This is a genomic window from Aeromonas taiwanensis, assembly GCF_000820165.1.
Classification (GTDB): Bacteria; Pseudomonadota; Gammaproteobacteria; order Enterobacterales; family Aeromonadaceae; genus Aeromonas; species Aeromonas taiwanensis.
Genome location: NZ_CDDD01000012.1, coordinates 1 through 20,079, shown reverse-complemented (window position 1 = coordinate 20,079; position 20,079 = coordinate 1). Strand labels below are relative to the sequence as shown.

At 63.3% G+C, this 20,079-nt stretch carries 14 protein-coding genes and 2 pseudogenes; 8 read left to right on the top strand and 8 right to left on the bottom strand.

Annotation, left to right across the window (positions count from 1 at the left end):
* Positions 1–4: 4 nt before the first annotated feature.
* The 4 genes from BN1136_RS02000 to BN1136_RS01985 are packed head-to-tail and all read left to right on the top strand — an operon-like array spanning position 5 to position 5,663.
* Positions 5–796, top strand: coding sequence for a (Fe-S)-binding protein (locus tag BN1136_RS02000; RefSeq protein ID WP_081843768.1), 792 nt, complete (start codon positions 5–7; stop codon positions 794–796).
* The gene (locus BN1136_RS01995; RefSeq protein ID WP_043761292.1) at positions 789–2,225 is read left to right on the top strand and encodes a LutB/LldF family L-lactate oxidation iron-sulfur protein; all 1,437 of its coding nucleotides are present in this window, start codon (positions 789–791) and stop codon (positions 2,223–2,225) included. Before BN1136_RS02000 ends, BN1136_RS01995 begins: the two co-directional genes overlap by 8 nt.
* Before the next feature lies 1 nt (position 2,226).
* On the top strand, positions 2,227–2,871 hold the full coding sequence (locus tag BN1136_RS01990; RefSeq protein ID WP_043761290.1) for a LutC/YkgG family protein: 645 nt from the start codon (positions 2,227–2,229) through the stop codon (positions 2,869–2,871).
* The gene (locus BN1136_RS01985; protein WP_043761288.1) at positions 2,871–5,663 is read left to right on the top strand and encodes an FAD-binding and (Fe-S)-binding domain-containing protein; all 2,793 of its coding nucleotides are present in this window, start codon (positions 2,871–2,873) and stop codon (positions 5,661–5,663) included. Before BN1136_RS01990 ends, BN1136_RS01985 begins: the two co-directional genes overlap by 1 nt.
* A 181-nt stretch (positions 5,664–5,844) precedes the next feature.
* On the opposite strand, the gene BN1136_RS20115 is transcribed toward BN1136_RS01985, so the two are convergent.
* The 5 genes from BN1136_RS20115 to BN1136_RS01970 form a co-directional block, all read right to left on the bottom strand.
* Positions 5,845–6,456 (bottom strand): hypothetical protein, encoded by a 612-nt coding sequence (locus BN1136_RS20115; RefSeq protein ID WP_077096866.1) that lies wholly within the window; start codon positions 6,454–6,456, stop codon positions 5,845–5,847.
* A 314-nt stretch (positions 6,457–6,770) separates the two neighbouring features.
* On the bottom strand, positions 6,771–8,297 hold the full coding sequence (locus BN1136_RS19590; RefSeq protein ID WP_081843767.1) for an SIR2 family protein: 1,527 nt from the start codon (positions 8,295–8,297) through the stop codon (positions 6,771–6,773).
* A 673-nt stretch (positions 8,298–8,970) separates the two neighbouring features.
* Positions 8,971–10,038 carry a lipocalin-like domain-containing protein gene (locus BN1136_RS01980; protein ID WP_043761286.1) on the bottom strand — a complete coding sequence of 356 codons (1,068 nt, stop codon included), beginning with the start codon at positions 10,036–10,038 and terminating at the stop codon, positions 8,971–8,973.
* Positions 10,035–12,479, bottom strand: a complete 2,445-nt coding sequence (locus BN1136_RS01975) for an FtsX-like permease family protein (protein WP_043761284.1) — start codon at positions 12,477–12,479, stop codon at positions 10,035–10,037. The genes BN1136_RS01980 and BN1136_RS01975 overlap by 4 nt, the downstream gene beginning before the upstream one ends.
* 21 nt (positions 12,480–12,500) lie before the next feature.
* Complete coding sequence (locus BN1136_RS01970; RefSeq protein WP_043761282.1) at positions 12,501–13,181, bottom strand: ABC transporter ATP-binding protein; 681 nt, start codon at positions 13,179–13,181, stop codon at positions 12,501–12,503.
* Between the two features lie 152 nt (positions 13,182–13,333).
* Between BN1136_RS01970 and BN1136_RS01965 the strand changes: the two genes are divergently transcribed.
* The 3 genes from BN1136_RS01965 to BN1136_RS01955 all read left to right on the top strand — a co-directional run bounded on the left by BN1136_RS01965 (position 13,334) and on the right by BN1136_RS01955 (position 15,961).
* Complete coding sequence (locus BN1136_RS01965) at positions 13,334–13,804, top strand: DUF4357 domain-containing protein (protein WP_043761280.1); 471 nt, start codon at positions 13,334–13,336, stop codon at positions 13,802–13,804.
* 135 nt (positions 13,805–13,939) lie between these two features.
* On the top strand, positions 13,940–15,367 hold the full coding sequence (gene nhaD / locus BN1136_RS01960) for a sodium:proton antiporter NhaD (RefSeq protein ID WP_043761278.1): 1,428 nt from the start codon (positions 13,940–13,942) through the stop codon (positions 15,365–15,367).
* Between the two features lie 27 nt (positions 15,368–15,394).
* Positions 15,395–15,961 (top strand): pyridoxamine 5'-phosphate oxidase family protein, encoded by a 567-nt coding sequence (locus BN1136_RS01955; protein ID WP_043761277.1) that lies wholly within the window; start codon positions 15,395–15,397, stop codon positions 15,959–15,961.
* Between the two features lie 72 nt (positions 15,962–16,033).
* Here the strand turns inward: BN1136_RS01955 and BN1136_RS01950 are convergent, their stop codons facing one another.
* From BN1136_RS01950 to BN1136_RS01940, 3 genes and pseudogenes are all read right to left on the bottom strand, one after another.
* Positions 16,034–17,230: a Bcr/CflA family multidrug efflux MFS transporter gene (locus BN1136_RS01950; RefSeq protein WP_043761275.1), complete on the bottom strand. Its 1,197-nt coding sequence runs from the start codon at positions 17,228–17,230 to the stop codon at positions 16,034–16,036.
* Positions 17,231–17,280: 50 nt separating this feature from the next.
* Positions 17,281–18,957, bottom strand: a complete 1,677-nt coding sequence (locus tag BN1136_RS01945) for a hypothetical protein (protein ID WP_043761273.1) — start codon at positions 18,955–18,957, stop codon at positions 17,281–17,283.
* A gap of 77 nt (positions 18,958–19,034) precedes the next feature.
* A pseudogene (locus BN1136_RS01940) lies at positions 19,035–19,865 on the bottom strand (hypothetical protein); the annotation flags it as partial.
* Positions 19,866–19,890: 25 nt separating this feature from the next.
* Between BN1136_RS01940 and BN1136_RS01935 the strand changes: the two are divergent.
* Positions 19,891–20,079, top strand: a pseudogene (locus BN1136_RS01935) (hypothetical protein); the annotation flags it as partial.

Genomic DNA, 20,079 nt, shown 5'->3' with positions numbered 1-20,079 from the left:
AGTGATGAAGGTAATGCGGGTCTATCCGGCCAAGCCGGCCGATGTCTATCTCTACGCCACCTGTCTGGTGGACCTGTTCGACCCGGTGGCGGGGCTCGATGCCATCGCCCTGATCGAGCGGGAAGGGATAAGGGTGCACTTTGTCGAGAAGCAGACCTGCTGCGGCCAACCGGCCTACACCTCGGGTCACGAGGAGGAGGCGCGCAAGGTGGCGCAAAGCCAGATGGCGCTCTTCCCCGAGCCCTGGCCGGTGGTGGTGCTGTCGGGCTCCTGCGGCGGCATGATGCACCATCACTATGCGCGCCTCTTCCCGGACAGCCCCGAGGTGACAGCGTTTTGCGAGCGGGTGTTCGAGCTCACCGAGTTTCTGGCCCGGGTCTGCCGGGTGCGCTGGCGCGCCGTGGGGAAGGCGAGCATCGTCATGCACACCTCCTGCTCGGCCCGGCGCGAGATGCAGGTGCACACCACGGCTCGCAGCCTGCTGGGGCAGCTCGAGGGCGTGACCCTGAACGAGCAGGCCTACGAGAGCGAGTGCTGCGGCTTTGGCGGCACCTTCTCGGTGCGCCATCCCCACATCAGCCAGGCCATGGTGGAGGACAAGACCCGCCACCTGCTGGCGACCGGCGCCGATACCCTGGTGAGCGCAGACTGGGGGTGCCTCTTGAACATCAAGGGATCCCTGGCCTATCAGGGCAAGACGCTCCCCGCCACCCATCTGGCGAGCTTCCTGCTCGCCCATAGCGAGCCGGTGGCTCAGAGCTTGCAAGCGCAAAAACAGGGGGCCCATCATGAGTGATCACGCCAAGTATTCGCCGCGCCGCTTCCATCCCCAGGCCGAGGCGGCCCTGGCCGACCCCGTGCTGCGCCAGAACTTTCGCGGCGCCATGGATTACCTGCGCGGCAAGCGCCGGGACGCCTTCGCCGACCCCGCCGAAGAAGCGGCGGTGCGCGATGCGGCCGAACAAATTCGCCAGCGCTGCCTCTCGCGCCTGCCGGAACTGCTGGAGCAGCTCGAAGCCAACTGCGAGCGCAACGGCATCCAAGTGCACTGGGCCCAGACGCCGGCCGAGGCCAACGCCATCATCCTTCGCATCGCCCAGCAGCATGGGGTGAGCTCCATCGTCAAGGGCAAGTCCATGGTGAGCGAGGAGGTGGGCTTCAACCACGAGATGGCGCGCCACGGCATCCGCTGCCTCGAGAGCGACATGGGGGAGTTTATCGTCCAGCTCGACGGCGACACCCCGTCCCACATCATCATGCCCGCCATCCACAAGAACAAGCAGGAGGTGAGCGACACCTTCGCCCATAACCTCGAAGGCTTCACCCCCACCACCGACGTGGACGCGCTGATCCAGACCGGGCGGCGGGCCCTGCGCGAAGAGTTTCGCCGCGCCGGCATGGGGCTCTCCGGCGTCAACTTCGCGGTGGCGGAGACTGGCAGCCTCTGTCTCGTCGAGAACGAGGGCAACGGACGCATGTGCACGACTGTGCCCAAGGTCCACGTGGCCATCACCGGCATCGAGAAGGTGGTGGAATATTTCAGCGACGTGCCGCCCCTTTACAGCGCCCTGACCCGTTCGGCCACCGGCCAGGCCATCACCACCTATTTCAACGTCATCAGCGGCCCGCGCCGGGAAGGAGAGCTGGATGGCCCGGACGAGGTGCACCTGGTGCTGCTCGACAACGGCCGCAGCCAGGCCTACCGGGACGAGGAGCTGCGCAAGACCCTGCAGTGCATCCGCTGCGGCGCCTGCATGAACCACTGCCCGGTCTACACCCGCATCGGTGGCCACGCCTACGGCACCATCTACCCGGGCCCCATCGGCAAGATCATCTCCCCCCACCTGCTGGGGCTCGACAGCACCCAGGATCTGGTGACGGCGTCGAGCCTGTGCGGCGCCTGCGGCGAGGTGTGCCCGGTGCGCATCCCCATTCCCGACATGTTGCAGCGCCTGCGCCGGGAGGCCAAACACGACGCAGAGCCCGGTCACGAACCGCTGGCGGGGCAGGGGGCGGCCAAGAGCCGGCTCGAGACCCTGGCCATGCAGGGCTTTGCCTTTGCCGCCACCCATCCGCGCCTCTATCACGCCGCGACCGGTGTGGCCGGTCGCCTGCGGGGCTTGATGCCCAAACACCTGGGCCCCTGGACCCAGTGCCGCGAGGCCCCCAAACCCGCCCCCCAGAGCCTGCACGCCCTGCTGCGCCAGAAGAAGAAGGAGTCCTGAGATGTCGAGCAAAGAGGCTATCTTGAACCGCCTGCGCGGCGCCGCCACCCCCATTGCCCACGCCCCGCACGCCTGGCAGCCCTGGCGCGGGGTAGATGACAACGCGCGGCGCGAGCGTTTCCTTGGCATGATCACCGCCAGCCACGCCGAGATCCTCACCGTCAAGGAGGCAAACCTTGCCCGGGATCTGAGCGCCTGGCTGGATGAAGAAGGCGTGACGAGCCTGGCCTGTGGCCAGGGCGGCCGCTGGCAGGCGGCGGTCGCGGCCGCCTGCGCCGGGCGCTCTGTGTTGACCCCGGCGGGGGAGTTCGCCGGCTGGAAGGACGATCTGTTCGACGTTTGTCAGGTTGGCATCACCCACTGCGCGGGGGCCATCGCCGATACCGGGACGCTGGTGTTGCTGCCGGATGGCGGCGAGCCGCGCACCTTGTCCCTTGTGCCCCCCTGCCATATCGCTCTGCTGGCGGCCTCCACCATTGCCGACAACCTGGCGGGGCTGGTGACGACCGGGCGCTGGCAGCAGGCCATGCCCACCAATCTGTTGCTGGTCTCCGGCCCCTCCAAGACCGCCGACATCCAGCAGACCCTGGCCTACGGCGCCCACGGCCCGAGCCGCCTCTTGGTGGTGCTGGTGGAGGATTGCTGATGCTTTGGAACCAGTTTGACGCCGCCGTGCTCTCGCGCATCCCGCAGGAGCGGCTGGTGAGCGATCCGGATTTGCGCCTCGCCCACGGCACGGACGCCAGTTTCTACCGCCTGGTGCCCGAGCGCATCGTGCGTCTCGACTCTCTCGATGAGGTGCGCTTCGTGCTGGGGGTGTGCCGAGAATTGAATTTGCCGTGCACCTTTCGCGCCGCCGGCACCAGCCTCTCGGGCCAGGCCCTGAGCGATTCGGTGCTCATCACCCTGACTGATAGCTGGCGCGGTCACCGCATTCTGGACGAGGGCGCCCGCATCGCCCTGCAACCCGGGGTGATCGGCGCCGATGCCAACCGCTATCTGGCGCCTCTGGGGCGCAAGATTGGGCCGGATCCCGCCTCCATCAACGCCTGCAAGCTCGGCGGCATCGCCGCCAACAACGCGAGCGGCATGTGCTGCGGCACCGCCCACAACAGCTATCACACCCTGCACGCCATGACCTTGCTGCTGGCCGATGGCACCGTGCTGGACAGCAGCGATCCTCACAGCCGCGCCGCCTTGGCGGCCAGGCGCCCGGAGCTGCTGACGGGGCTCGCCGCCCTGCGCGCCGAGGTGCTGGCGAGCGCCGAGCTTGCCGCCAAAATTCGCCACAAGTACCGGCTCAAGAACACCACCGGCTACGCCATCAATGCCCTGCTCGACCATGAGGACCCCATCGATATCCTCACCCACCTGATGATCGGTTCGGAGGGGACCCTCGGCTTTATCGCCGAGGTGGTGCTCGACACCGTACCCGAATATCCCCACAAGGCGTCTGCCCTGCTGGTGTTTCGGGACGCCGAGCAGGCCTGTCTGGCCACCTCGCGCCTGAAAGCTGCGCCGGTGGCGGCGGTGGAGCTGATGGATGGGCGCTCCCTTCGCTCGGTCGCGGGCAAGCCCGGTCTGCCGGGCTTTATCAAGACCCTGGACCTGGCGGCCTGCGCCCTGCTTGTCGAGGTGCATGGGGAGTCGAAGGAAGAGCTGGTGACTCGCTGCGAGCAGGTGATGGCCATGGCGGCCGAGTTCGCTCAGGTCGCCTCTGTGCCTTTTACCACGGAGAGCGCCGGCCTCTGGGCCATTCGCAAGGGGCTCTTCCCGGCGGTGGGGGCGGTGCGCACCACCGGCACCACCGTCATCATCGAGGATGTCGCCTTTCCCATCGAGCGTCTGGCCGAAGGGGTGGCGGGGCTGCAGCAACTGTTCGACGAGTTTGAGTATCACGAGGCCATCATCTTCGGCCACGCGCTGGAGGGGAACCTGCACTTCGTCTTTACCCAGGGGTTCGACGATCCGGCGCAGGTGGCCCGCTACGGTGCCTTTATGGATGCGGTGGCGGAGCTGGTCGCAGTGCGCTTTGGCGGGTCGCTGAAGGCCGAGCACGGCACCGGCCGCAACATGGCCCCTTATGTGGAGCTCGAATGGGGGCCGGAGGGGATGGCGCTGATGCGCCGCATCAAGGCGCTGCTCGACCCGGATGGCCTGCTCAATCCCGGCGTTATCATCAACGATGACCCCAACGCCCACCTGGCCCATCTCAAGCCCATGCCGGCGAGCGATGCCATCGTCGATCCCTGCATCGAGTGCGGCTTTTGCGAGGCGGTCTGCCCCTCGCGCACCCTGTCGCTCTCGCCGCGCCAGCGCATCGTGCTCTATCGCGAACTGGCCCGCCGCAATCGTGCCGATGAGCCCTCCAACCAGCTGGCCCGGCTGTTTGACTATCAGGGCATCGACACCTGCGCCGCGACCGGGCTTTGTGCCGATCGCTGCCCGGTCGGCATCAACACCGGATCGCTCATCAAGAAGCTGCGCACTGACAAATACCGGCGCTTCGTGCCCATCGCCCGCTGGAGCGCCGATCACTTCGCCGGCGTTACCCGCACGGCCCGTGGGGCTCTCGGCCTCAAAGGGATTGCCGGCAAGCTGCTGGGAGAAAAAGCGCTGGCAGGATTGGTGAACGGGGTTCGCCATCTGAGCGGCCAGCGCACACCCGCCTGGTTGCCGACCCTGCCGGGGCCGAGCCGCTATCACTGGCCGCAAGGGGAGGGGACCCATGGCGGATCCAGCGAGCGCGCCGTGGTCTATCTGCCGTCCTGTGCCAGCCGGGTATTCGGCCAGCAGGAAGAGGCTCCGTCACTGCCGGAGGTGGTGTTATCCCTGCTCAAGAAGGCGGGTTGCCGGGTCATAGTGCCGGCGAGAGTTGAGGGGCTCTGCTGCGGCATGCCCTATGACAGCAAGGGGTTGAGTGAGGTAGCGGAAGCCAAGCGCAGTGAGCTGGCCGAGGCCCTGTGGCAGGCAAGCGAGCAGGGGCGCTGGCCCGTGCTGCTCGACACCAGCCCCTGCGTGCAGCGGCTGCTCTCGGGTGCGCTCGGCAAGGGGCTGCGGGTGTTCGAGCCCTCTGCCTTTGTGCTGGAACACCTGCTGCCCCACCTTGAGCTGACCCCCATCGATGAGACCGTCATGCTCCATATCACCTGCAGCAGTCGGCGCATGGGGCTGGGGGAGGCGATGCTCAGCGTCGCCCGCGCCTGTGCCCGCGAGGTGATCGTGCCTGAGCATATCCAGTGCTGCGGCTTTGCCGGCGACAAGGGGCTGATGACCCCGGAGCTCAACGCCGCCGCCCTTGCCAGCCTGCCCGCCCAGGTGCCCAGGGATTGCCGGCAGGGATTCAGCAACAGCCGCACCTGCGAAATGGGGCTCAGCCAGCACGCCGGCATTCCCTATCACAGCATCCTCTATCTGGTGGATCAGGCGGCGAGATAAGAAAACAACAACGGCAGGATAAATATCCTGCCGTTTTCAATCGGAATATGGAAAATAATGGTTCGCGAATTCAACTGCGAAGTGCGACGCCCATCTTTGCATCGCTGCTTCAAACATGAAAAGGCCAAGGTTGGTCAGACCATGGCCGTCTTGGGGGGAATTAATGCTGGGCAGCAGCGATTCAGCGATCAGATGCCGGAGCATCATGGGGTTGATGCATTAAAATGAACTCACGCCACTCTGGCTCAAGATCCAAAGCAGACTGCCTTTCTTGGCTCAATGACAGCCAGAACGGTAACCATAAATGTGTCCACCAATACTCAATGTCTCCTTGCAAAGAGCCCAAGCCTTCGGGAGCAATCCATGGGAATGAGTCTGCTGGAAGTGGTGGCTCTATCCTTGTTTGCTGGATAGCTTCTAGTACATCCAGGTCATCACTGGCAAACGAAACTATCGTTCCAGCAAAAGAAGGATGCTGAAAAAGCATGACTTTCTTGCTTGAGGGATCCCCTGAGTGATTTATAACCTGCGTATTGAGCTCAGGACTCACCTTATATCCAGCTTGAGCCAGGGTTTGAAAGAGCAACGTCAGACTATCTTCTGAAACGAGGAAGCGAACGAGATAAGCTTCAATGGAAGGGGCTGGTGGTAGTGGCGCCGGGTAGCCAGTGTAGGCTTTCTCTGGTGCGTTGAGATAACCCGAACCTTTGAACACTTCTTTTATATCAGGAGAGCTTTTCTCCTGCTTTCTCCCAAGCAAGTGGCTCAAGACGCCCATAATCTTAGTTTTCATAGATGTGATCTGCTATCCAGTCGGCACCATAGTATCCAGCAGCACCAGCAACAATACCACCCACCAAGCCAGTGATTATTGCCCCTGGGCCAGTCTCGATGCCCTGAGCCGAATTCTTGGGCCCCACATATATACCCTTCACTCCTGGCTCGTCATCCTGCGCCGATAGCCGTGTCTGAACAATAGGCTTGCGATATCACAGTAAACTGTTTCTCGCTCGGTGTACCCTTGCTTCAAGGATCTACGCAACACCTATCCGATTATGACTACAGCCGGCTCAGAAAGGTGGGTGCCCTAGATTCTGTTTTAAGAATTCATTTTTCAAACATTGACACATCTTTTATTATCTGATGAATTTCTTCATATGATTCATACCAAATTATTGTAACGCCCAATTCTTTCATTAGTTCTTCATTTAATGCATGATGGCTAATTAGAAACTTTTCTGCTGCATCTTTATTTTTTACAGCAGCTATTTCTTCGCCGCTTTCTTTGTCTTTTTCAATACAGAAGCTCTCCGGAGAGAGTCTTTTCATAAATGCAAAATGCTTGCTTTGCTCGATATTTCTAGATGAAATGTCGAGTAGTCTTCGAAGGTTAGGGTCTGTCATAGATAAACCAACCATTAGACAATTGCTTTCTCTAAAGGAGTTCAGCTGAACAAGATTTGACCAGTGATATGAATCGGAATATATCTGATGGTATCCTTCCTCTGAAAATACGAGGGTGGAGTCATCTAATCCTTCATATGACTTTCTATCTTCAGGTAAAAATCCATGAACGTGGTAAATCGGTAGTTCATCTGGATCATAGCTTTCTTTATCTGTGTAAATGCAGCGATAATGTATGGTGTTCTTTTTCAACTGACGTTCTAGTAGATCATCAAAGTTGTATGTAACAACTGACTTAACTTTGGCCCCAGTTCTACGTGGTAAACACATAGAGGCTATTGATTTTATCAAGTCAGAGTCAATTATATAATCTTCATTCCGAAGCTTATATAGATTACTTGTAACTGCTAGAATAAAATCTTTAGCCTTTACATCACTCTTTGATAATCCTTTGCGTAAATAACGGGCAGCCATAAGGGCTGACGGTTCATCAACAGCATTTAGACGGTTAACTAGATCACCAATATCTTTCTCTCCTATTTCAATATCGTTATCAAATTCTTTAGCCAAATACGTGACAAATAATGAGTTCAGTAAAGTGTTCCAATCAGGCATTCCTGCACTGCTAGATACACCTGCACCTAAAAATAGGGAAAACTGTCCTTTATTATAGCTTGCTTTCAACTTATTAATTATATCTCTACGCTCTGTCCTCCATTCCTTCGGTGATTTGGAAATGGCCGATGCTAATCGTAAAGAAAATAAATTGTTTGAAATTTTCTTTACGATTTTTTGATTTTTATTAACAATTCTCTTTAATTCATCTGGCCCCCATATTTTTACTGAAAAAGGCAAATTTATGCTGCTTATATAAGCTTCTATTCTTTTCATTATGACATTTTGGATGGGTCTGGCTGTTATAATGAGAAGTGTATTGAATGGTGTTTCAATGAACTGGCTTGATGACTTTGCTATGATTTTTTCAGTTATGTTATGGTAGGAGCCAGACGCCAAATTTAATTTTATTTCTATTAGTGTTGGGCCCTCGAAGTTATCAAATCCTGAAGGGGCGAAACCATCTCCAAATGTATTTTTTTCATTGGGTATAATAAATTCCCTGCCTTGTTCCTTGAGGTGATTTCTAAATAGCTCCTGAATGAATGTCTCAAAGTCGTAATAGCTCTTAGGACCACCTGAATCTAAGCTTGAAATAATATCGTCAATATTCACTTATCTTGAGTCCTTCTAATGTAATGGGGAGTCTTTGGTATTTAAATTTTTTATGCCAATATATATGATTCATAGGTGTGGATATATTGATTCTTCTTGATTTTCTGATAACAATTTTCACTGGTATTCATTTTTTTATATCACCTATCGGCAAACAAGATAGCTACCGCACAGGGTTACAGCTCCCTGCATGCTGTTTTTAACTGAATTGAGGAGGGATAGATCATGGGCTGAACTCGGTTGCCTTTTGGCTCTGAGGGCCGGATGAGTAGCCTATCAAAGGCTGACCGTTCCTGTTGAGTAAAAACACAGCCGATCCGTGGGATTTGAATGAAATCTTGATAGCGGTCAGATTTTGACGTGGAAAGGTCGAGAGAAACGGGGGGAGGGGAGGTGGCCTCTCTTCTTGTTGCTGCACCGCCCGGTCAAGCAAGTCATGTGTTATCTCTTGCTCATCAATGCCTTGTAACAGCTGGTTACAGATCTTGCGTCGACCGGCGAACCCTTCCTTCAGTAAATTCAGCGGCGATTGAATGCACCACAAAACCATGTTTGCCGCCGCCCTGTCCGCCTGTGACAGTTAGAAGGTGGCTATCTGCATCGCCAAGCGCGCACCGATGCTGACATCCATGAGTCGAACCTGCTCAGCCGCGATGGCGATCAGGGGTAAGACTCAGTAGCCGGTCATCTCCAGATAACCGACGCCCTTGGCGTCTCCCGAGACTAAGACCGCCCCCTCCCAGTAGTCAAAGCGCCCCGTCATGGCCTGATTGGGCTGGCGCGCCTGGATGGTGAGCTTGATATCGGCGGCTTCCAGCTGCCACTCGATGGGGTAGGGCTGCCCCTTGGGGCCACGCCAGGTCCTGCCGGGGGTGAGGCGGATGTGATCTGGGCTCAGCACCCGGCTGCTGCCGTCCCGTTCAATCAGGATGCCGTAGCGGTTCTCCGGCTCAGATCGTCCTGCCTTGGTGCGCAGGCGAAACAGCATCAGCTCGCGGCCATCTTCAAACTGCAGCGAAAACCAGTCCCAGCCCGATTGCCACTCGGCCAATACCGAGCTGCTCCACTCGTGATCAAACCAGCCCTCACCGCTGACGTTGCGGGTCTCGCCATCCAGGGTCAGGGTGCCGCTGATGGTCAGGCGCGGGTAGGAGTAGTAGAAGGAGGCGTTGCCCGGGCTCTTCTCGCTGTAACCCGCTTTGCCTTGCAGTACCGCCGGCTTGGCGGCGCTCACCTGCAAATCAAGATCCCCCGCCTTGCTCTGCACCTTGAGGGTGGCGGGAAAAAGCGATTCCCCTTGAGAGGCCAGCACCCACTCTTTCAGCCAATACTGACCGCCGCTGGCACCGGCGAGCCCTGGCCCCTGGCGGCTGGTGCGTTCGTCCTGCTGATGGCTGCCTTTGCTCAAATCTGTGATGGCGAACTGGGCCAGCCAGAGCTGGGGGGTGAGCCAGGGGTTCTCCGATGTGATCTCCTGCTCGATGCCTTGGCGAAACAGGGTCCACTGCATGCCGTAGTCGCGCCCCTGCTCGTCTTTCAGGTTGCCGGTGAGATACCACCACTCGGAGCGGTAGTCAGGGTGGGCACCGTGATCCGCGGGCAGGCGGATGGAGTGACCCGGCAGGGCCTTTTTGAAGTGATCGCTACCGCCGCCAAGGATGGCACCCAGATCGTTGGCACCGATCCCGGTGCCATACAGGGTGCAGAGCAGCGCCAGCCACCAGATGTTGAATGTTTTCATACCACTCTCCTTGCGGCGTACCAGGAGGCGAGCGCGCCACAGACGGGGGCGAGCAGGAGCGCCGTGACGGCGTGCAGGGGGGCGGCCTCGAAGGCGAGGCGCCAGCCGAAGGCGCGGGGGTTGACCACCTCAATCAGCACCCAGGCAAGGCCATAGCCCACCGGCAGGGCCAACAGCGCGGTGAGCAGCCCCAATCCCGCCCCCTGCCACACCAGCAGCCGGCGGCAGTGGCGTGGGCCTACGCCTAAGCTCTGCAGGGTCTGCAACTCGCCGCGCCGGGCCAGCCCCAGCACCATGAAGGCCGAGCCGATGCCGACGAAGGCGATCCCCAGGATCAGCAATTTCAGCAGCTCGGTCACCACAAAGGTCTGGTCGAACACCCTGAGGGCTGCGGCGTGGATAGCGGGGGCGGGCAGGAGGTTCACCCCCTCACCAAACTGCGCCCGCAGGCGATCGGCGAGGCGCTCCGGTTGGTTGCTAAAGAGGGCGAGGGATTGCACGGCCCCGTCCTCGAAGGCGTGCAGTATCTGCCCCTTGTCGCTGCCGTAATCCTGATAGACACCGGTGACGGTGAGTGCCCTTGGGCCCTGTTCGCCGGTGACTTCGAGTGTCTGCCCCACCCTGACCCCTAGGCGCACCGTCAGCGGTTCGCTCGCCAGCACCTCGTCGGGGGCGGCGGGCCAGCTCCCGGCCAGCAGCGGATAGGCGGTTTTGAGCTCGGGGATAAAGTCCATCTGCGCCCACTCAATGGGCTGCCCCTGCCAGCGGGCGGGATGCACGGCGCGGCGGGAGGCGGCGCGCACGTCTGGCGCAGCAAGAATGGTGTTGAGAGTCTGCTCGCCCAGGGCGCCGCGGTTGCCCGCCACCCCTCTGGGGGCGCTGACATAGAGATCGGCGGCCAGACGCTGGCCGAGCCAGATCTCCACGCTCGAGCGAAAGCTCGACACCATGACCCCGATGCCGATGGCCGCCGCGATGGCCAGTTGCAGCGCCATCACCGCGATGGCGGTGCGATCCAGATGGTATTGGGTCTCGGCCACCGCGAGCCGGGCGGTAAGGGGGCCGCCGGGGCGGGATCTCAGCCGTCCCAGCACGGCGCGCAGCACATCGGGCAGGGCGAGCGCCATGGCCAGCAGCCAGCCGCCGGCGACGAAGAGGGCGCCGGTGAGACCGGTTTCTGGCCGCCACAGACAGAGCGCGCAGAGCAGCAAGATGACGATGGCGAGCCCCCGACGTTGCCAGGGATGAGCCGGCGGGCGGCTATTGCCTTCTCGCAGTTCAAGGGGGGATTGGCGCAGCAGTTGCCACCAGCCGGGCAGGTTGGCGGCCAGCGTCCCAGCCAAGCCGAGCACCAGCGCCTTGCCAAGGCTCGCGGGGGAGAGGCGCAGCAGATCGATGGGGTTGGGGCCATAGAGATCGGCCAGCGCCTGGGTGAGCTGCCCCATCAGGGCCAGGGCCAGCAGGCTTCCCAGCAGCAGCCCGAGCAGGGTGCCGATGCTGGCGAGGATCACAAGCTCCAGGATGAGCCAGCCAAGCACCCGACGCGGCGGCATCCCGAGGATGATGAGCTGGGCCAGCTGGGGACGGCGCACGCTCTGCACGAAGCGCTGGGCGTTGAACACCAGAAAGAGCCCCACCGCCATGGCGAGCAGGGAGAGCGCCGTGAGGTTCAGCGCCAGGGCATCGCCGAGCTGGCTGGCATCGAGCGCCGGGCTGATGGGCTCAAGCCAGAGGGGCTGATGGGGGGCATAGGATTGCAGGGCCGCCTGCAAGGCCGTGGCCTCTTGCTCGCTGAGCTTGAAAACGATGCGATCGAGCCGCCCTTCCTTGCCCAGCAGGGGCTGGGCGAGGCCGATGTCGGTGACCAGCAGCCGCTCCATTGGCACGGCGCCGGGCTCGAAGGTGCCGGCCAGGGTGAGGGTCAGCGCTCGCTTGCCCTCTTTGCCATCGGGCGAACCGTCGCTCAAGAGAAACGTCCGCGACTGACCCGGCTGCCAGCCGAGGCGCCTGGCCTCGGGGGCCGCCAGCCAGACGCTGTCGGCGCGGCTCAACGAGAAATCGGGTTGGCTGTATGGCTCTGCGCCAAAGAGGCGGCGCAAGGGGCCGGGGTTGAAGAGATCCATCCCGAGGAGCTGGAAGCTTCGCCCCTGTTCGTCCTTGAGCCAGGCGTGCAGCTCTGGCATGGCGTTGAGGTTCGGCTGGCTTCGCACCAGTTTCACATAGAGCCGCTCATCCAGCCCGCCGCTCGGCGCCAGGCGGTAATTGGCCTCCCCGGCGAGCTGGCTGCGGGCGGCGACGAAGTTGGTGCGGGCGCTGTGGTTCAAGAGCTCGATGGCCACCACCAGGGTGACCCCCAGGGTGAGCCCGGTCAGGCTCATCAAGAGCAGCCAGGGGTGGGTGCGATAGAGGCGCAGCAGCGCCTTCAGCGGCAGCGGCAACATTACTGCCCTCCGGGGCGGGCGTCAGTCATGGCGGCGCCCCTTGAGCTCGACCAGGCGGCCCCCTTCAAGGCGCAGCACCCTGTCCGCCAGGGCGCCATAGGCGGGGTTGTGGCTCACCAGCAAGAGGCCGGCGCCGGTGCCCCGCACCGCCGCCATCATCAGGGCCATCACCTGCTCGGCGTTGTGCTCGTCGAGACTCCCGGTGGGCTCGTCCGCGAGCAGCCACTGAGGCTTGTGAATGAGGGCGCGGGCCAGGGCGACTCGCTGGCGCTGGCCGCCGGAGAGCTGCTCCGGCCAGGCGTGGCGCTTGTGGGCAAGATCGAGGCGAGCCAGCAGGGCGTCAATCTCTGGCTGATGGCGAGGGAGCTGGTTGATGGCGAGCGGCAGGCAGAGGTTCTCCTCCACCGTCAGGGTCGGCAGCAGGTTGAAGTCCTGATAGACGATGCCAAAGTGTCGGCCACGCAGCCGGGCTCGCTCGTCCGGCGGTTGGGTGTCGAGGCGGGTCTCCCCCAGCCAGACCTCCCCCTCGTCGGGGGGCAGCAGGCCCGCGATGAGGCTCAGCAGGGTGGACTTGCCACAGCCGCTCTGCCCCAGCAGCAGGCAGGCCTCCCCCTGGGCGAGCTGGAGATCCAGCCCCGCAAACAGGGGGAGCGTCTCGCCGCCGTTGTCGAAGCATTTACTGAGATTGCGCAGGCTGAGCATGGGATAACCGTTTGATGGTCAATGGCTTTCACAATGTCAGTCACTATGCCAGTTAGTGATCGCGCCTGCAAAAGGGAAGCGGATCCTTGCTGGATCCCGCTCGCCTGTGGTGGTTAGAATAGGGCCTTCCATGGGTCACAGGATGAGCAAGGATGTTACACAAGCAAGTCAGTTTTATCGTCGACAGCAAGGGCGCCAAGCAGGCTGCCGTGGTCCCCATCGATATCTACAACGAGCTGATGACCCTGCAAAAGGCGCTCTCCGACAACAAGCCCGGCGAGCGCGAGCTCTACCACTTCAACGGCAAGGGGGCCGAGGCCCACGGTTATCCGGTGGGCAAGCGCCAGAATCCCGGCTTCATGGTGCAGGCGGGCTCCACCGCCAACGGCGAGGATGCCGCCTCCCTGCGCGAGGCGGTGATCGAGCTGCGCCAGGAGCTGCTGGGCAAGGGGGTGCTCACTCCCCACGGCCAGGGCTTCCTCTTCACCGCCGATCAGCTGTTCAACAGCCCGAGCCTGGCCGCCAGTCTGGTGGCGGGCAACAACCGCAGCGGCCTGGACGCCTGGCAGAACAGCGCCGGCTATACCCTCAAGCAATCCGGGTTCGGCAAGAAGTCGCCCTGATGACGGGGCCCGGCACCGGGCCCGGCATTCCTTTGTGTGAGCGCCCACCCCGCGCGGGCCACCACCATGGCGGGGAGGGCGTCTTCCCTCTTCGCTGCTAGCCTCAATGCCAGACGGTTCTCAAGAGAAGCACCCATGTCTGGATCTGCACGCCTGTTTCCCCCGGCCGTCCTCGGCCTCTTCTGCGCCCCCGCGCTCGCCGACGGCGGCCCTCTGCTCCTGACGCACACCGGCGCCGGCCTCTTCGCCCTCGCCATCTTCGCCCTGGCCTATGGCCTGGTGATGGCGGAGGAGTACCTGAAGCTGCGCAAGTCCAAGCCCGTGCTGGTGGCGGCCGGCATCATCTGGATCATCATCGGCATGGTCTATGCCGGGCAGGGGCAGAGTCCGCTGGCGCAGGCGGGGTTTCGCCAGACGCTGCTGGAGTACGCCGAGCTGATGCTCTTCCTGCTGGTGGCCATGACCTATGTCAACGCCATGGAGGACAGGCTGCTGTTCGATGCCCTGCGTGCCCGCCTGGTGCGGGCCAGGTTCAGCCTGCGGTCCCTGTTCTGGCTCACGGGGATCCTGGCCTTCTTCATCTCCCCCGTGGTGGACAACCTGACCACGGCGCTCTTGATGTGCTCCGTGGTGCTCAACGTGGCCAATGGAGATCGCCGCTTCATCAACCTGGCCTGCATCAACATCGTCGTGGCGGCCAATGCGGGCGGGGCCTTCAGCCCCTTCGGCGACATCACCACCCTGATGGTGTGGCAGGCGGGCAAGGTGCCCTTCGAGCAGTTTCTGTTGCTGTTCGTGCCGGCACTGCTCAACTTCCTGGTACCGGCCACCCTGATGAGCCTGATGGTGCCGCGTCACGTCCCCGAGATGTCGGGCGACGTGGTGGTGCCAAGGCGCGGGGCCTTCACCATAGTGCTGCTCTTTGTGCTCACCATCATGACCGCGGTCGCCTGCCATCATTTTCTGGCGCTGCCCCCCGTGCTCGGCATGATGATGGGGCTCGGTTACCTGCAGTTCTTCGGTTTCTACCTGCGCAAGACACAGCCCGTCACCCTGGCCCGGGAGCGGGCGCTCTATGCGCGCACCGGTGACGAGGCCCGGTTGCTGCGCCTGGGCTCCATCGTGCCGTTCGATGTGTTCAACAAGATAGCCAAGGCGGAGTGGGACACCCTGCTCTTCTTCTACGGGGTGGTGATGTGTGTCGGCGGGCTCGGTTTCATGGGCTATCTGGCGCTTGCATCCCAGCTGCTCTACGCAGGGGACCCAACCCTGGCGAACGTCACCATCGGCCTGCTCTCCTCCCTCATCGACAATATCCCCGTGATGTATGCCGTGCTCTCCATGGAGCCGCAGATGAGCACGGGGCAGTGGCTGCTGGTGACCCTGACCACCGGGGTGGGGGGCAGTTTGCTCTCCATCGGTTCGGCGGCCGGGGTAGCCCTGATGGGGCAGGCCAGGGGCATGTATACCTTTGTCGGCCACCTCAAGTGGTTGCCCGCCATACTGCTTGGCTATATGGTCGGCATAGGGGCGCATCTGTGGCTCAACAGCGCCCTGTTCTGATGGCGTGACCAGGGAGAGAAAGGGAAGATGGGACAACTGTTCGAGGCGCTCTCGCCGCGCCATGTGGCCTTCATCGAGGCGCAGAAGATCTTTTTCGTCGGCACGGCGGCCGCGGAGGGGACGGTCAATGTCTCCCCCAAGGGCGGGGACTCGCTGCGCGTCATCGATGCCCACACCCTGGCCTGGCTCAACCTGACCGGCAGCGGCAACGAGTCGGCGGCCCAGGTGCTGCAACACCCGCGCATGACGGTGATGTTCTGCGCCTTCGAGGGGGCGCCGCTGATTTTGCGGGCCTATGGCCGGGCGCGGGTGCTGCACCGGGGGGGCCCGGAGTGGGCGTCGTCGCTGGCGCTGTTCCCCCCAAGCGTCGCGGCCCGCCAGATCTTCCTGCTGGATATCGAACGCGTCCAGGCCTCCTGCGGTATGTCGGTGCCCCTGTTTGAGTACCAGGGGGACAGGGAGGATCTCGCCAACTGGTCCGAGCGCCAGGGCCGGGAGGGGATAGAGGCTTACTGGCGCAAGAAGAACCAGCGGAGCCTGGATGGGCTGGAGAGCGAGATCCTGGTGCGCAGTGGACTCTCACCGGATCCCTGAGGGTCGCCACGCACACAAAGCGAACACAAAAAAGCCCTGTCCATGGACAGGGCTTTGTCATTCATGGGGCTCTCAGGCGGCGCGCTTGCCGGTCAGCAACCAGTAACTGAGCGCCGAGCCCAGGCCGCAGCTGGCGATGGCGATGGCCATGGGCAGGGGGGATTCAGGGGGATTGAGGTTCACCAGTATGCCCACCAGGGCACCGATGCCAAAGCGCAGGGTGCCCGCGAGCGCCGAGGCGGTGCCTGCGGACTGGGGGAAGTGCCCCATCAGGCCGGTCATGGCGTTGGCCCCCACCAGGCTGATGTGGCCGACGAAGAGCACCACGGGGATGACGATGCCCCAGAGGCCCCCGCTCTGGCTCCATGCGTTGTAGATGAGCAGGGCCCCGGCCAGCGGCAGCACCAGCAGGCCGTATTGCAGCATGCGCTCGGCGCCCACTCCCTTCACCAGGCGGCTGTTGACGAAGGTGACCACCATCATCAGCAGGATGTTGAGGCCGAACAGCCAGCCGTAGTGCTCGGTCGGCACCTTGAAATACTCGATGTAGACGTAAGGGGAGGCGCTCAGGAAGGCGAACATGCCGGAGCTCGACAGGGCCCCGCACAGCACATAGCCCATGGCGCCGCGATGGGTGAGCACGCCCCAGTAGTTGCCAAGCACCTGGCCGAGCTTGAGGGGCTGCTTGTGCTCGGGCTTGAGGGTCTCCCTGATCTTCCACTGCATCACTCCGCAGATGAGCAGGCTGATCCCCACCAGCAGCCAGAAGATCACCCGCCAGTCGCTGTGGGCGCTGATGTAGCCGCCCACCACGGGGGCAACCAGGGGCGCGAGCGTCATCACCAGGATGACGAAGGACATGGCCCGGGAGAACGCATCCTTCTCGAAAAGGTCCCGCAGCAGGGCGTTGACCACCACCGAGCCCGCGGCCCCGCCGGCGGCCTGCAGCATCCGCCAGGCCAGGAGCTCCGGCAGGGAGTCCGCCATGGCGCACCCCACGGAGGCTACGGCAAACATCACCAGCCCCGCCAGGATCACCGGCTTGCGGCCGAAGCTGTCGGCGAGCGGGCCGTAGAAGAGCTGGCCGATGGCAAAGCCCCCCAGGAAGGCGCTGATGGTGAGCTGGGCGCCGTCGATGCTGGTGGCCAGGTCCCGGGCGATGGCGGGAATGGCGGGCAGGTACATGTCCACCGCGAGCGGGGTCAGTCCCGCCAGGGCACCGAGCAGAATGAAGAGGAAACGGGGGGAGAGGGGACTGGCTTGAGGCATAGGGTTTCCGTGTCGTGGGCAAGAGGCCAAGGGCGCAGGAGATCAGTCTATCAGCTTTGGCGGGCCTGGGCAGGTTCATCCTGCCAGGGCGAAGCCCCGGTGGCGGGGCGACGAAGCAGCAGGAGCCAGGCCAGCCACCCCAGCAGCGAGAGGGCATTGCCCGCCCGCTCGGGCCAGCGTGGGGCGAGCCTCAGGGTGAGGGTGTGGCTGCCCGCCGGCACCCAGACCTGGATCAGCCCCTGGGGGGTGGCGCTCACCGTCAACTTCAGGCTCTCGTCGAGCCAGGCCTGCCAGCCGGGATAGTGGTACTGGTGCAGCACGATCCGGGTCGGGACCCGGGTGCTCACCGCCAGGGCCAGCGCCCTGGGTTGCCAGCGGGTCAGGGTCCAGCGTGCGCCGGGGGGATCAGCGCTCACCGGGGGCTGGAACTCCTCCTTCCAGGCCAGCAGGCTGGGGGCGAAGATGCCGCCGGGCACCTGCCGTGGCCGGTATTCCCGGGCACTGCGCTTGCTGTCGAACTCGAACGCCATGGCCTCCCGGGTGGGGGACTGGGTGAGGGGGGCGTGGCGCACATAGGCCAGGCTGGAGAGTAGCGTCAGCAGGAGCACGCCCCACCAGAGCCCCTGCCAGAGGCGTTGGGGCGGGGTGCCCAGGGCCACCACGGCGACCGTGGCGAGGGCCAGTAGGAGGTTGAGCCGCCAGGGAAACTGCACCCGCTGCAAGGGGGGCAGCAGGCTCCAGAGCGGTTGGCTCGGGGGCAGCATCATCAGGAAGGCGGCGACCCCGATGGCCCCCCAGCAGAGGAGCTCGGGGTGGCGTGGCTCGCGGGCGGCGGCCCAGGCGAGCAGCAGCAGGGCCATGGTGAGCACGCTCAGCCACGCCAGATGGCCACGAAAGCGCCAGTCGTCCCAGGCGGTGGGCAGGCGGTCGAGGAAGTTGCGCTGATAGTCGAACATGCCGCTTCGCATCATCTCCATGGAGATGGCCCCCTGATCAGCGAGGGCGGGCAGCAGCAGGGCGGCCGCCATGCAGAGCCCCAGCCCCTGGGCGCCGAGGGCTTGCCAGCAGGGGCGCAGGGTGCGACCGCGCCAGGCGAACCAGAGGGCTCGCAGGCTCACCAATCCCATCATCAGCAGCAGGCTGGGCAGGTGGGAGAAGGCTAGCAGCGCCAGGGCGAAGATCAGCAGTGGCAGCCCCGGGCGCCGACCGCGGTGGGCAAGATCCTGGCCGAGCAGGATGAGGGGGGCCCAGACGAAGGCCCAGAACTCTGCCAGGGCGAAGCGGGCGTAGAGATCCATGGCGAGGTGATAGGGCAGGGCCAGGTAGAGCAGGCTGACCGCGAGAGCCCGGCCGGGCGGGGCCAGGCTGCGCAGCCACAGATAGGCAAACCCGCCGGAGAGCACCAGGGCCAGGGTGGCGCTGCCGAGCAGGGGATAGATGGCCTGCTGGGCCGGGGCGCCGGGTCCGGCAAGCAGGGCGCTGACATAGTAGGGAAGCGGGGGATAGAAGAAGAAGGTGGGGCTGCCAAAGCCACCGTTCATGGCCATCAGCCAGCGGGGGTAGAGCTCCCCCTGCCACAGCTGCTGGGCAAAGTAGTGGCCGGAGAGCAGGTGGTGGAAGAGATCGTGTCCCCGGCTGCCCCCCTGCAACCAGAGCGGCAGCACCAGCAGTGCGCTGGCCAGCGTCAGCACCAGGGGTACCCACACCCACTCCTTGTCGCCCTTCATGCCTCTTCTCCCTGTCAGCGTCCGCGCAGTGAGTGTAGCCGAGGCGGCTGGCCCCCTGGAACGCCCCATGGCGGGGGTCAGCGGGGCAGGGCGAGCCAGAGGCCGGGTTCGGCGTGAAATCGGGGGGCGAACCAGATCTGGCGGCTCGGGGCGGGCCACTCATGGGCATCGAGGGGGCGCCGACTGAGGCGGCAGGCCCCCTTGGCCTGTGCGAGCCTGGCATCTCCCCCGTACCAACCGTCGGTGACGGGCAGGGCCGTGGTTTCTCGCAGCAGCCTCACCCCCCACTGGGTCACCAGCGCCGGGCATGCCTGCTCCGCCAGCCGGGTGGCCCGGGTCATGGCGGGGGGCGCTGGCGGGGTCAGGGTCGTCAGCAGCAGTAAGAGGGCGCAGATCAGGGCCGCCAGCTCGCCCCGGCGCGGCAATTTCCCCGCCAGCAGCACCAGGCCGAGCAGGGTGATGGGCGCCAGGTGGCGGGGATTGTCCGGATTCTGGCCAAGCAGGGTCCAGAGCAGCAGAGCAAGCCAGCCCAACGTCCAGACAGGCTGGTGCTTTCTCTCTGTTTGCCGGCGCGGGACCAGCAGCAGGGCGAACGCCAGGGGCCAGAGGGGGGTGAGCTGGCTGCTCAGGGTCAAGGCCCAGCTGAGCAGACGATCCCCGTGGGCCGCCGCCGTGTTGCCCCACAGGGTAAAGTGGCCGTCGGTAAAGCGCCGCCCCTCGCCGAAGTAGGCCCAGCCATCGGCCTGCCAGACGAAGAGCAGGCAGGCTAGCCCTACCAGGGCGATGGGCAGCACAAACCGGATCCGTTCACCCTTCTGCGCCATCCCGAGCCAGAGCGGCAGCAGGGCCAGCACGAAGTAGGAGGGACGCAGGGCCAGCATCAGGCCCAGCAGCAGGCCGGCGCTCGCCGCCTGGCTGGGCACGCTGCTGGCCTTGCAGCATCGCAAAACGGCGCTGGCCGGCCTGCTGCTGGGCCTGATGCTGGCCCTGCGTCCCTCCTACTTCGTGCTGGCCCTGCTGCCGCTCTGGCTCGGGATGGCGCAGAAGGGTGAACGGATCCGGTTTGTGCTGCCCATCGCCCTGGTAGGGCTAGCCTGCCTGCTCTTCGTCTGGCAGGCCGAG

Coding starts and splice junctions, on each gene's coding strand:
- BN1136_RS01965 (WP_043761280.1), top strand. CDS start 13,334: ATGTTACACAAGCAAGTCAGTTTTATCGTCGACAGCAAGGGCGCCAAG.
- BN1136_RS01985 (WP_043761288.1), top strand. CDS start 2,871: ATGCTTTGGAACCAGTTTGACGCCGCCGTGCTCTCGCGCATCCCGCAG.
- BN1136_RS01955 (WP_043761277.1), top strand. CDS start 15,395: ATGGGACAACTGTTCGAGGCGCTCTCGCCGCGCCATGTGGCCTTCATC.
- BN1136_RS01980 (WP_043761286.1), bottom strand. CDS start 10,038: ATGAAAACATTCAACATCTGGTGGCTGGCGCTGCTCTGCACCCTGTAT.
- BN1136_RS01970 (WP_043761282.1), bottom strand. CDS start 13,181: ATGCTCAGCCTGCGCAATCTCAGTAAATGCTTCGACAACGGCGGCGAG.
- BN1136_RS01990 (WP_043761290.1), top strand. CDS start 2,227: ATGTCGAGCAAAGAGGCTATCTTGAACCGCCTGCGCGGCGCCGCCACC.
- BN1136_RS20115 (WP_077096866.1), bottom strand. CDS start 6,456: ATGAAAACTAAGATTATGGGCGTCTTGAGCCACTTGCTTGGGAGAAAG.
- BN1136_RS01995 (WP_043761292.1), top strand. CDS start 789: ATGAGTGATCACGCCAAGTATTCGCCGCGCCGCTTCCATCCCCAGGCC.
- BN1136_RS01945 (WP_043761273.1), bottom strand. CDS start 18,957: ATGAAGGGCGACAAGGAGTGGGTGTGGGTACCCCTGGTGCTGACGCTG.
- BN1136_RS01950 (WP_043761275.1), bottom strand. CDS start 17,230: ATGCCTCAAGCCAGTCCCCTCTCCCCCCGTTTCCTCTTCATTCTGCTC.
- BN1136_RS02000 (WP_081843768.1), top strand. CDS start 5: ATGAAGGTAATGCGGGTCTATCCGGCCAAGCCGGCCGATGTCTATCTC.
- nhaD (WP_043761278.1), top strand. CDS start 13,940: ATGTCTGGATCTGCACGCCTGTTTCCCCCGGCCGTCCTCGGCCTCTTC.
- BN1136_RS01975 (WP_043761284.1), bottom strand. CDS start 12,479: ATGTTGCCGCTGCCGCTGAAGGCGCTGCTGCGCCTCTATCGCACCCAC.